The following is a 12,639-nucleotide window of genomic DNA, read 5'->3' as shown; positions in this document are numbered from 1 at the left end:
ATATGGAAATAATAGCAGTAGAAAGCCAAGCCTATCAAGAACTGATAGACAGGCTCAACCGAATTGAGCAGTATGTTGAGCGCACCTCCCGTCTTATCCAAGACATTGACGACGAGCTGGAGATGACCACGAAAGACCTTATCGGGACTCTGAATGTTTCAGAGTCCACCCTTTACCGTTGGCGCAAGAAGCAGTTGGTGAGGTATCGCTACACAGAAGGTGGTGATGTGCGTTATTTTTTCAAGTCTATCGTGATTGCCACGAAATGCAACCGCCTCCGTGTTTCCGGTATGAGGAATGACGAGGTTCTTGGTCGGCTCAACCGTTTTAAGGACAATCTTATCATGAGTTCATGTCTTAACCCTAAAAACAGACAACTATGATAGAAAAAGAACAGATTCTTTTGCTTACCCAAGGAGGTTTGAATGTATTTTCCCATTTCCTTGGTTTTGAGGTGAATCTTCACCGAAACTTCCGTAGCCCCTTCTATGACGACAAACGGGCTTCCTGTCATATCTACTATGATAGGAAAACTTCTTCTTATAAATTTTATGATCATGGCGATACCACCTATTCAGGGGATTGCTTCTGGTTTGTGGCAACGTTGCGTAGTTTGAATTTGAAAACGAATTTTCCCGAGGTCTTGGAAATCATCGTACAAGAACTTGGATTGTATTCTTTATGTGATGCCGAAAAGCATAACAAGCATATCACACCGTCATATAAAAATCCTATAGCCTCCAGTCCTACGGTCGAAAAGACCAAGCGGACGGAAGAACGACCATATAGTTTCGAGATACAGCCATTTGACGATGGACTGCTGAACTATTGGGCGCATTATGGTATCCATGAAGATACACTCCGGCAGTTTCGGGTACGGAGTCTTAAACGGTATGAGAGCGTATCTGCCGAGGGCAAGAAGTTTGAACTTCACAGTTCACCGACAGAACCGATATTTGCCTATATCGGAAACGGCTATGTAAAGATATACCGACCACACAGTCTGAAAATCCGCTTTCTCTATGGTGGAAGAATGCCTGTCACCTATTGCTTCGGTATGGAGCAGATTCCCACCAAAGGTGATATTCTTTTCATCACAGGTGGAGAAAAGGATGTGCTCTCGTTATATGCACACGGCTTCAATGCGATATGCTTCAACAGTGAAACGGCACAAATACCGACAAGCATCCTTGAGAGTCTTCAACTTCGCTTTCGGCATATCATACTCTTGTATGATGCGGATGAAACTGGTGTAAGGGAGGCGCATAAACAGGCTGAACATTTAGTAGAATTCAAGGTGTTGAATCTTACACTTCCTCTTAGTGGAACCAAGACGGAAAAGGATATTTCTGATTTCTTTGCTTTGGGCAATGGGGCAAAGGAACTGAAAGAACTGCTTGCCAAGATGTTTGCAGACCTATACAGCCAAACCATGATGATGGTGCGCTCCTGCGAAATAGACTACGAAAACCCTCCTGACATTTCCAAATCGGTGGTGGCTGTGAATGGTGTCCCATTGGGAACCCAAGACAATCTATTCTGCATCACCGGAGGAGAAGGTACGGGCAAGAGTAACTATGTAGGAGCCATTCTTGCTGGAACATTGGGAGTAGAACAACTGCCAATAGAGAAAACCTTGGGCTTGGAGATTACCGCCAATCCCAAAGGCTTGGCAGTCCTGCACTATGACACAGAACAGTCAGAGGCACAACTTCATAAGAATTTAGGCAAGACACTCCGTCGGGCTTCACAGGCAACAGTACCTGAGTATTATCATTCTCTGTATCTTGCTTCGCTCTCCCGCAAAGACCGGTTGAAACTTATCCGTGAGAGTATGGATTTGTTTCACCACAAGCATGGGGGCATCCATCTTGTGGTGATTGACGGCATAGCTGACTTGATACGTTCCGCCAACGATGAAACGGAAAGCATTGCCATCGTGGATGAGCTTTACCGTCTGGCAGGGATTTACAACACCTGCATCATCTGCGTGCTGCACTTCGTGCCAAATGGTATCAAACTCCGTGGGCATATTGGCTCCGAACTTCAACGCAAGGCGGCAGGCATTCTCTCCATAGAGAAAGATGACAATCCTGAATACTCTGTGGTGAAAGCTCTGAAAGTCCGTGACGGAAGTCCGTTGGACGTACCGATGATGCTTTTCGGCTGGGATAAGGCTGAGGACATGCACGTCTATCGTGGCGAGAAATCTAAAGAGGACAAGGAAAAGCGCAAGGCTGATGAACTCATTGCCGTTGTCAAAGAAGCCTTCCGAAATTCTTTCAAGCTCACTTACCAAGAGCTTTGTGAGGTTCTGATGCGCGAAATGGAAATCAAGGAAAGAACCGCAAAGAAGTACATCGCCTATATGAAAGAACAACGTATCTTGGCACAAGATACCAATGGTAACTATCAAAAAGGAGAACTATGCCGTACATAGATTATAAAACCGAAGACACTTGGCAAAAACGCCTGTTCGACAAGCTGATAAGCGTCGAGGATAAACTCGACCGCCTGCTGATCCTGCAAGAGCAATCTGTTGATACAACTGTCCATCCTCCCCTGAAACCGGAATATCTGGATATCATAGATGTATCCAAGATACTCAAAGTAGAACAAAAGACCATCTATAATTGGGTGTGGGCAGGAAAAATTCCCTATCTTAAAGCCAATGGCAGGTTACTTTTTCTTCGGGAAGAGATAGATAAAATGGTACGGAAGCGAGATGATTGGTAATTTTTATCACTTAAAAAATATCTGCAATTATTTTGCTGAAACAAAAAAAATACTTACCTTTGCAATCAGAAAGTTAGTTGTGGATTTCCACACTCAAAGATAACAGTACTCGCTTGGCATACCGTAAGATCTGCTGGCGAGTCATTTTTTTTATAGATACTATGGCGAATAAAGAATCACGTTCCATTCAGGAACAAATCGATTTACTGAAGCATAGAGGCATGATTATAGAAGATGAGGAGTTTGCCCATCTTCATTTAAGTCATATCAGCTACTACCGTTTGAAGGGGTATTGGTGGGATATGCAAACAGACAAAGAACGGCATATATTCAAGAATGACGCCAATTTTAAGGACGTTATCGCACGATATTTCTTTGATAAGGAGTTGCGTCTTATCTTGTTCGATGCCATTGAAGCCATAGAGATTGCGTTGCGGACGAAGATGATTTATCATCTTTCACAATCATACGGTGGGCTGTACTATATGGATAAGGGACTTTTCAACAATGAAGAGCTCCAACAGCAACATATACATGATCTGATGGGCGAGTTTATGCGTAGCAGTGAGATTTTCATAAAAGACTACAAATGCAAATATGGAGTGTGGGAGGACAGAAAATGTATATCTCTTACCCAACAGCCTGACGCATGGATTATTTTTGAAGTTGCGACTTTTGGAACACTTTCAAAGATATATAAGAATCTTAATCATCAGTTACCGGAAAAGGCAAGAATTGCCAATGAATTCGGACTTAATATGCATACAGAACTCTCAAGCTGGCTTGAAGCCATCTCCTATTTGAGAAATATTGTCGCCCATCATTCAAGAGTATGGAGTCGAAATATGGTAAAACGTCCAATGGATATTAGTAATCCAAGAGGCATTTGGCTGCAACATCCTCTTTCGGAATTCTCTAAAAAGAAGCCATTTCTAATCATTACTTCCATGTTATACTTGTGCAATGCTATCAATGCTGGAGATACATATAAGAGAAAGACAATCTCACTGATAGAGAAAAATCCGGACATTCCTATTTATAAGATAGGTTTTCCAGACCATTGGAATAGGGAATCTATCTGGCAATAATTTTGTACGGGAATTTCAATTGCAATATTCCCGTACTTTATTTATGTCTACTAAAAAAATGAAAGTAAGACATTTTTGCTTCCATTGGATAATAAACATGCGTTTAGTGTCTCCATTTGGGTCTGAAGTTTTGTGAACGATTGTCTTCTTCCTTGTCATGAGTAGGATAACTCTCGTTCTTTACTCCAGCTGAGTGATTGTTGTTAGACAAATTCTCTCCTTGGTTTACTTTTTCCGTCTCTTCTTTTTCCTCCTCCGGCGGTGCAAGCGTAAGTGCAATCCGCCTATCCAGCTCGGCTGCTTCTCCTTTGAGCGCACGTAGTTCGTCCTCCCTCTTCCATGAACTATTGGCAATGTTGGTATAAACGTCTTTATTGGCTGCAACCTTTGCCATTTCCTTCTCATGTGACTCTATCACCTTAGGGATACGCTCCAAGGCATTTACGAAGTTCTCGCAGGCAAGTTTCGGGTCTGCCGCTAACTTACCGTTATTATAGGTATAGTAGATGCTTTCCTGTCCCTTGACAAAAAAGCGGTTCACCGAGCAGTCGAACAAGTCCTTGGAAGTGCTCTCCGTCTTGACCATGATGGAAAAGCCGTAAACCTCGCCAATCTTGTTGTACTCGCTCTTGGTACGAGCCTTTTCCTCTATCTCGTGCAGACGAGCGGCGATGACCTTTATGTCGGTGCTGTCCTCTACACCTTTGATTGTCAGTTTATTGACGGGCAGTCCCTCCGTATCACGCTCCATGCGCTGCTCAAAGCAAGCCAAGTCAGCCTGCGCTTCCTTGATTTTATCCGAATGGAAGGACACGGAACTCTCAATCTCCGCCAGCTTGCCCGTTGCGGCATCACGCTCACGGAGGAAATTCTTGCGCTCTGATTCCAAGGTGGTAATCTTCTTATCCAATCTTGCTTTCTCCAAAAGGTCGGTGTTGCCTGAAAGTACTGCTACATATTCTGAGAAGTTCATACCGCTGTCCTCGTCCATCGAACCCTCATCAATGGTACGACTACCAAGCGTGTTTGTCTTTAGTTGGTTGATGAAAAGCTGCTTGTTGTGCAGCAGGTTGAACTTGTAGCTGTCCAGCGACCGTTCCACGGCATAGATAATCACATCAACTTTATTGTCCGCAAACTCCTTGGCGATAAGGTTTCCCTTGCGCACAGCACGCCCGTTGCGCTGCTCCAAGTCCGATGGTCGATCGGGTAGGTCAAGGGCATTGCTGCCCTCTTCCCCCCTAAGAACCGTACATGAGAGTTTCCCCTCATACGGCTCAAGCTTTTCTAAGCCTCTGTTTGTATGCAGAGACCGGCTCAAACTACTTCTTGTTTCCATTTGATTTGCGGGATAATTTAAAACATTCATCATGAACCAACAGATTGCATTTCTTTCCGTTTTGAACGGTTGGCATGACATTCCATGCCTTGTGCGTATCAATAGGCTCACCGCATATAGGACATTTGCGTCCTTGCTTTTCCCATAGGTACAGCAGTGACTTGCGTCCTTTTAGCGTAACAAGCATTTTCGACTTCTTTCTTTTATAGAAGTACAGACGACAGTCTGCATCAAACGGGTTCATGTCTCCTTTAATCTGCGTGTATTGCAGGAATGGAAACGATGAAGTCAGAGACAATAATGTCAATTGGTCTTCCTTTCCGTTTGGTTTCTTGAATTTTGAAGCGAAAGTCCATTTGTTCCCTCGAATGTCATGCCAATATCGGTCTTTTATCCACCGTTTCCCTTTCTTGGAATGACGGCGTTTTGCCCATTGCCATAGTGAGAGGAATATCTGATGGTCGATTCTGTGAAATGAATCACGTGTCGCTCCATGCTGATAATAACCTCCCCATCCTCGGATTTTAGAGTTCAACATTCTGATTAACGACTCCTGTCTGCAACCCTTGTTCTCCTTAATTACCTTACGGATATTCTCCATAAAGCGTTTCTCGGATTTCTTTGTCGGCTTGGTCAATATGTCCTTGCCGTATTTGCGGATATTAAAGCCAAGAAAATCAAAACCGTCATGCACGTTGGTTATCACCGTCTTTTCCTCTGATAAGGTCAGACCTCTTTCAGACATAAATTCAGCAACCAATGGCTTGATTTCATTTTCAAGAGTTTCCTTGTTCTCGCAAGTGATGATAAAATCATCCGCATAACGTACAAGGTTCACCATTGGTGAATACAACTTACCATTAACATGATGGCGCTTATATCTATCTGCAAGAGCTTTCTGCAATCCGTCCAAAGTCATATTGGCAAGTGTCGGAGAAATTATACCACCTTGCGGTGTTCCTTCCTCGGTCGGGAACATTTGCTTGTTGAAAACATAGCCACATTTCAACCATTTTCGGAGTATTGCCTTATCCATTGGGATATTGGCAAGTAACCACTCATGGCTGATATGGTCAAAACACCCTTTTATGTCACCCTCCAAAATCCATTCGGGAGAATATCCCTTTCGGAGAATGTTATGACATTGCTGTACTGCATCCATACAGCAGCGTTCCTTGCGGAAACCGTATGAACGAGTATCAGCTGTAGTTTCTGATACAGGCTCCAATGCCATAAGATAGAGTGCTTGCATGGCTCTGTCTTTCATTGTCGGTATTCCCAACGGTCGCAGTTTGCCGTTGCTCTTCTTGATATGAACTCTTCTCAGCGGCATTGGCTGGTAGCCTCTGCGTTTGAGTTGGGTTATTGCTTGCGTTTTAGCTTTAGGGGTATCCCATATTTCTTTGTCAACCCCAGGAGTACAACCACCCCCGTTAGAAGTAACCCTCTTTACGGCTAAGGCTTTTGCGTAAAAAGAGTGGGTAAGCGTCCATTGCAAGGCTTTCACCTTGTTATGTCTGCCTTCCTTCTGAGCCTTTACAATACGAGCTTGAAGCTTCTTAACAGCTTGCTCCGCCTTAGTCCAGTCTATTCTGTCCCAATTTGATTGCAGGTTGTCAGTCGGCGCACACGATTGGTCGAGGAGATTTTCTTTGATTTTATCGTTCATTTGCATTCCTACTTTAAAAAAGTTCTAAAAGTTTATTGTAAAGAATTACCATTTGGCTAATGTTGGGTATTTGCCTCCCAAACATTACCACAGAAGTCTGCCCACTTTCGTGGTAGGTTGATGTTGTCCCTTGTCAACTCGTGATAAGTGGCTCAAACCCTATCCGTCCCATTACAGAACGGCATTCGCTTTCTCTGTTATCTTATACCTGCACATCATTCAGCATCCATTACTTTCAGCTTACCTGTCTTTTGTCTGACAGGAGATGTACAGGCTTACCATGTTCCACATAGATAACTAACGGATAGGTTAGGTTCTGTCTCATCCTCCGACGGTCTTTACATCCGTGTAATCCTACCATGGAGAGGATTATCTGACCGCATCCCATTTTGGGTAGAGTGTATCAGTATCTTGCACTCTTTTACGACATTACGAAGTTTACTAACAGTTCGCTTATGCTAACCATACTATCCAGCCTCGCCACTCTACGGTATGATACTAACCATACTTAATTTCCCCTCACGGTTCTGTCTTGTCTTGCGAAAGTGTACTTTGTCCCGACCGCTTAATACAACATTAAGGTGCATCGGTCGGTAGGCTACCGCTGACGGAACAGCGGGTTAAAGCTGATACTTAAAGTATCATTCCAACAATTATCTATGCGACTTCATGTCGCACCCAAGGCGTGTCCAAATGATGGATGGCCACGGCACGTTGTTGAGCATTCACACCAGTACCCAACATAGAGGTAGAACCGAAGATGATGCGAATGTCGCCACGGTTCATGGCATCGACCATTGCTTTCTTTGCTTTCTCGTTCTTGCACTCCTGAATAAAACGTATCTCGTATGCCGGGATATGGTAGTCCTCTACCAATTTTCTCTTGATTTCCGAATAGATATTGAAGTCTCCGCCGGGCTTGTAAGTCCCCAAGTCAGAGAAAACAAACTGCGTTCCCTTTTGTGCATCATACTTTTGGTAATAGTCATTCAAGAGTTTCGCACAATGGCTTGCCTTGTTGTCTATATGGTCTGAGTACCCATTTTCATCTATCATGCGTAAATCAAGGCTCATCTTGCGGGCGTAGTCAGTTGCAATGAGCATTTTTGCTCTTTCCTCGCTCTCACTCAGTGGCGCTCGTCCCAAGAGCGTGGCATCGCCACTCTTGGCAAACTCCATCAGCTTGCCGATAAAAACCTCCTGCTCGGGTGTGGGCGGAATGTTATGCAATATCTCGTTCTTCTCCGGTCTGTCAATGCCAATATCCTTTGCCGTGCGGAAATCGCAAATCTCCGCATAGAACGAGGCGAGTTCAGGCACTTTAATAAAGGTTCTGAAGCGTTCCTTCTGAATAATCTCATTCGTGATGGAAAACTCATAGTCGGTGGACTTCTTGGCAAAGACCGCTGCCCAAGCGTCAAAACTGTTGATGCCCTGCTTTTCCAGGGCTTGCGGGCGCAAGTATTTGAAAAGCAAGTATAATTCTGTTAGTGAATTACTGATAGTAGTTCCCGAAAGGAATGTCGCCCCCAGATCCTTGCCCGACCGCTCCTGTATAGTGCGAATGGCAAAGAGCATATTGAGCGCACGCTGCGAGCCGTCCGGATTGCCCAAGCCCGACACTCTGTCGTGGCGAGTATTAAACATCAGGTTCTTGAATTGATGGCTTTCATCTACAAAAAGGTGGTCAATACCCATCATCTTGAAATCCACGGCATCGTCCTTGCGCTCGGCAATGCTGTCTTGAATGCCCTGCAACTTGGCTTCCAAGGTCTGCTTACGTTTTTCTAAGCCTTTGAGCATGGCACGGGAAATGTCCGCTCCCTGCATACGGAGTACTTCAAGGTTTTCCTCCACAGAATCTTTTTCTTTCTGCAAAATCACTTCTTGTATCTCCAAAGCCTGCGGTATCATGCCAAACTGCTCATGCGTAAGGATAATGCAATCCCAATCGTTGTTCTTGATGTCGTTGAAGATACGCTGGCGATTTTGCTTACTGAAGTCGTTCTTGCCTGGATAGAGTATCTTGGCATTGGGATAAGCCTTGCGAAACGTGTCGGCAATATCGAATACATTTGCCTTCAGTCCGATAATCATCGGCTTGTTGGCTAATCCCAACCGCTTCATCTCGTAGGCAGCCGTACACATAATAAGCGTCTTGCCCGCACCCACCTCGTGGTCGCAGATACCTCCGCCATTGGTTTTGAGCATCCATACGGCATCCTTCTGACTCTTATAAAGGTCTGGTATGCCCAACCTTTTAAGGTCGAGGTTGGGAAACGACTGGTGCGTACCGTCAAAATTGGGACGCACAAAGCAATTGAAAAGGCGGTTGTAACGGTCAGAGAGCTGCTCTTTGAACGTGTCAGGTGTCCGTCCGAGCCAGTCCACAAAACCCTGTCTGATTTCCTCAATCTTGGCGTTCGCCATCTGTGTGGCATGTCCGTCCCTTACTTTGATGGTCTTGGTTTCTCCCGTAATTTTATCCGTCACTTCCTTGCTCTTGTTGATGTCGGGAATGGTATTGTGAAGTGCGTGTTTCAGCAGGTTGATGCCGTCATATCGGCGAAATTCTCCCTGCACGGCATATTTGTGCCAGATATTGGCATTCTTTCGGTCGCAGACAAGGGAATACTCGTCCATATTGGAATGGTAGGACACGTTGATGTCTGTCTCGAAGAACTCCGAAGCAAACTTGCCATAGACTTTGGCAGGTATCCATCGTTCACCGAGATTGAAGTCCAAATCGGCAAAGGGAATGGGCGTAGGCGTGGCGGCACGCAGGGCGGCAAGACCTTGCTTTGCTTCCTCGTGTTCGGGGTGATCCAAGAGCCACGACTCGATACGCTCCGCCTTTTCAATCACGTTGCCTGAAATGAATTTGTCGGCTACCTCGTAGCTGTTCTCTTCGGGATTGTAGAAGATGCGCCCCTCCAAGGCGGAAAGCATATCACTCTCTTCCATGTCGGGGAGCAGGGAACTCATATAGTCAAGTTCCACCGTGCCGTATTTGTTGAGTGATGCGCCCAATGCCTCCATCGGGTCTGCGGCAATGGACAGTTCGGTGGTGGAGAAAGCCGTCGGATGGTCGAAGATGTCCGCTTTGATGTACTTGCCGTTCTCGGAGCGTTCCAAGAACAGCATTTCCACTCCTGTGGCATCCATTTTGATGACATCGGTATTTGTCTTTTGATTGAAATTCCCCCAACGACCTACATAGCCATCATAAAGACGGTTGAGTTTCTCACGCTCTTCCTTGTCCTCCGCTTGGTTGTTCGCCTCGTAATCATAGAGTCTGTGATAACTCTCCCTAATCTCAATGTATGCTTTCAGCCGTGAGAGCTGGGCAAAGGGCAAGTCCATAGGATTGAAAGTGGGATGTCGTTTCAGGTCAGAGAGAAAGCCGACCTGTCCTTTTTGCATGACAATAGAGCCGTCCCTCAGATGAGAGTCGGGCGATGAGAGAAAGGGACGCGGTGAAGCGTCAAACTCTTTCTTGACTTCTGCTATGGGCTGTAGCTTGCGAGGCTCGGCTTCCTCCATAAAGTCAAAGAGCGAGGGCTCTCTGACGGGAGCAGATGCAGTTTTCTTGTTTCTGCGGGGATTGCTTGGGGTGCTTCTTGCTGGCTTGGGTTGCCTGCTCGCAGGAAGTGATTGGTTTTCGCTGAGCTTCTTTTGTTGAGCAGCCTCCTTGATTTCATTATTTACACGGACTACATCTTGTGTCCAAAGACTATATTCCTCCGGGGCAAACAAGAACTGTTCCGTTGCTTCTGTCTCTATGGCGCTATCTATAATCGGATGATGGTCTTCATCAAAGAATACAGTTTGTCCGTTCATTTCACGTGGGGATTCCACGTCTGTGCGAATTTCACGGCTTTCTTGTTCGTATTGTCTTTGAAGGGTAATTACGGGGACACCTTCTGGCGCAGGTTCAGTTTCAGGCTCTATTGTTGGAAGTACCTGTGCAGCTTGTGCTTCTTTTTCTGTCTCTGATTCGTTTCTTGATTCATCTGCCACTATCTTATTACCATCTTCGACCTTCTCTTGGGGCAGAGTGTCTTCCTGTACTGGTCTTAGAACTTCCTGACGGTTTTCTTCCTTGACTTCCTCTATGATGGGTTCTTTAGTGTATTGTCCTCTGACAATCTCCTCCAGCTCCGCAATCTCGTGCAATTTTGTGGGCTTGAAGTATAAGTCCCGCTCAATTCCCAAGCCTCTGACCTTTACTTCCTCCATTTCATCAAGCGACATTGTACCCAATTCCCAGCCGTAGCCCATCGTAACAGCACCGAAGCCGATGCGCTCCTTGGGGTCGTACTCCAATAGATAAGCCGTGTAAGCCCCCATTGGGAAAAAGTAGCGAGCGTAGGCTATTCTATCGCCAATGAGTTCTTTTTCTGTCTTATAGAGTTTGGGAAGCTGTTTTTTGATGCTATCAGGCATCAGATTATAGGCATTATCTTCTTCCTTATCCTTGATTTCCTGTTCATGAGGTGTTTCTTCCGTTTTTAAGCCTCCTTGCACTTTCTGCACCATCTTGTCCACGTGTACCTGCCATTCCTCCCCGGTCATGGGTATGCCAGTTTCATAGAGTTTACGATCGAAACGCTGCTCCACTTCCAAAGAGAGCTGTGTACGCAGACTGTCAGCCATATCCTCGATACCGCCGTCAAACGTATATTCCCAAGCGGGCTTGCCGTATGGATCCGTACCCATTTGTCTGTCTGTGGCAATCGTGCGGTGGGAAATATTCTTCCATTCGCCCTCGAAGAGTGAGTTGTGGTTGAACGCAATAGAAAAACCGTCGCCTTTGGGAACAGAGGCGGTTTGTACAAACTGCTGCTCGATGCCTTCACCAATTTCCTTGCCCGACTGCTTTTGCAGGACAATGAGGTCGCTGCCAACATCCGTACCTGCATTCTCGGAGAACATACCCGAAGGCAAACGGATAGCGGAGATAAGCCGGCTGTTCTGCATGAGGTAACGGCGGATGGCTTCATTTTTGGGACTGTCCAATACGCCCTGCGAGGTAATAAATGCAAGAAGTCCGCCCTCTTTGATAGTGTCCAGCCCTTTCACAAAGAAATAATTGTGAATGGTTCTGGTGGATTCCCGTTTAAGGATATTCTCTCCCTTGCTATAACTACGGTCATAGACCATAAAGTCGCCAAAGGGAATGTTGCTGGTGATAAGGTCGTATTTATCCTTCTCTTCCAATTCCCCGATGGCTTCAAAGGGTTCTTGCCGAACAAAGATATTGTCCTTGCCGTAAGGATGCAGGGCTTGTGTGATGCGTGCCGTCAGCAGGTCTTTTTCCATTGCATCGACCATGCCTGCTTGTTTGGCAAAGGTTTCGGTAAAGGCTCCCACACCTGCCGATGGGTCCAAGCATCGTCTTACTTGCACATCGGTGGCACTAAGGGCATCGGCAATGGCAGAGACGATACGGGTATCGGTATAGAAGGAAGTTAGTACGCTTGCCTTGATACTCTCCCAATAGCGTTTGGCGGTGTTGGCATCGACGGCATCACGGTAAATCATCTGCTTGAGCCTTTGGGTAGGCTCGAACAAATTTTGCTCCGATGCACTCCAATAGCGGAGGTCATCGGGATTATCACATCGGTTCAAGACGCATTTCAGACCACCGAAACCTTGATAACCTCTGAGCAGGACTTTCTCGGCTTCGGTGGCTTCACGTCGTTCTTTCTCTAATCGGAGGATCATACGGATGGCTTCCGTATTGCCCTCCAAGACTGCTTTCTTATTGTATGCCATAGTTTTTCTGTTTTAAAATGGAGAGAGAA

General features: G+C 45.7%; 5 protein-coding genes and 2 pseudogenes. 4 read left to right on the top strand and 3 right to left on the bottom strand.

Translation table 11 applies throughout. The annotated features are described in order from the left end of the window. The first annotated feature begins 2 nt into the window (after positions 1-2). The 4 genes from NQ518_RS10370 (at position 3) to NQ518_RS10355 (ending at position 3,824) form a co-directional block, all read left to right on the top strand. Positions 3-383: a MerR family transcriptional regulator gene (locus NQ518_RS10370; RefSeq protein ID WP_025064767.1), complete on the top strand. Its 381-nt coding sequence runs from the start codon at positions 3-5 to the stop codon at positions 381-383. Beyond that, positions 380-2,440, top strand: coding sequence for a bifunctional DNA primase/helicase (locus tag NQ518_RS10365; protein WP_227961998.1), 2,061 nt, complete (start codon positions 380-382; stop codon positions 2,438-2,440). Before NQ518_RS10370 ends, NQ518_RS10365 begins: the two co-directional genes overlap by 4 nt. Then, a complete protein-coding gene (locus tag NQ518_RS10360; protein ID WP_007173247.1) occupies positions 2,428-2,736 on the top strand; it encodes a helix-turn-helix domain-containing protein in 309 nt (102 codons plus the stop codon). Before NQ518_RS10365 ends, NQ518_RS10360 begins: the two co-directional genes overlap by 13 nt. 161 nt (positions 2,737-2,897) lie before the next feature. Continuing rightward, positions 2,898-3,824, top strand: a complete 927-nt coding sequence (locus tag NQ518_RS10355; protein ID WP_007173248.1) for an Abi family protein — start codon at positions 2,898-2,900, stop codon at positions 3,822-3,824. 103 nt (positions 3,825-3,927) lie between these two features. Here the strand turns inward: NQ518_RS10355 and NQ518_RS10350 are convergent. From NQ518_RS10350 to NQ518_RS10340, 3 genes and pseudogenes are all read right to left on the bottom strand, one after another. Continuing rightward, a pseudogene (locus tag NQ518_RS10350) lies at positions 3,928-5,043 on the bottom strand (helicase); the annotation flags it as partial. Between the two features lie 103 nt (positions 5,044-5,146). Continuing rightward, entirely contained in the window at positions 5,147-6,832 is a 1,686-nt protein-coding gene (gene ltrA, locus NQ518_RS10345) for a group II intron reverse transcriptase/maturase (RefSeq protein WP_153113795.1), read from the bottom strand. 678 nt (positions 6,833-7,510) lie between these two features. Further along, positions 7,511-12,610: pseudogene (locus NQ518_RS10340) on the bottom strand (DUF2958 domain-containing protein); the annotation flags it as partial. Between the last annotated feature and the right edge of the window lie 29 nt (positions 12,611-12,639).

The sequence above is a fragment of the Hoylesella buccalis ATCC 35310 genome, assembly GCF_025151385.1.
Lineage (GTDB): Bacteria > Bacteroidota > Bacteroidia > Bacteroidales > Bacteroidaceae > Prevotella > Prevotella buccalis.
Note: the sequence above shows the minus strand (reverse complement) of the source record. Positions and strands in the feature narration are given on the sequence as shown.